The following is a 589-nucleotide window of genomic DNA, read 5'->3' on the forward strand; positions in this document are numbered from 1 at the left end:
GTCATCTTCAATCTTTGCGCGCAGCCTTTTGATGTGCACGTCAAGAGTTTTAGTGTCGCCAACATAGTCGGCTCCCCACACTCGGTCGATGAGGGAGGCTCGGGTCATGACACGTCCTGCATTGCGCAGCAGCACCTCAAGTAGGTCGAACTCTTTGAGGGCAAGTCGCACTGCCGTCCCGCCGACGCTGACCTCATGCCGCTCAACGTCCATCCTTACCCCGCTCTCCTCGAGCACATCGGGGGAAACCTCTATCTCAGGGCCGCCGCGACGAGTCACAGCGCGGATGCGCGCGACCAATTCTCGGTGGCTAAACGGTTTGGTGACGTAGTCGTCGGCTCCGAGCTCCAGCCCGACAACCTTGTCGATCTCCGAATCTCTAGCCGTCACCATGATGATCCCGACATTGCCGCGCTGGCGTAGCTGACGGCAGACTTCGGTCCCTGGAAGCCCCGGCATCATGAGGTCGAGCAGCACGATGTCGGCACCGTTGCGCGAGTAGATTTCGAGGCCATCAGCGCCATTGGCGGCAGTGTTGACCTCAAATCCCTCTTTGCGCAGCATGAAGGCGGTGGCCTCGCGATAGGAC

General features: G+C 60.1%; 1 protein-coding gene. It reads right to left on the minus strand.

Annotated features, from left to right (window positions below; all coding sequences use genetic code 11):
* Positions 1-589, minus strand: a 589-nt coding sequence (locus tag ACU8YE_RS24025) for a response regulator transcription factor (RefSeq protein ID WP_446929860.1), incomplete at both ends; no start/stop codon positions are given.

The sequence above is a fragment of the Ralstonia sp. VS2407 genome (assembly GCF_052950655.1).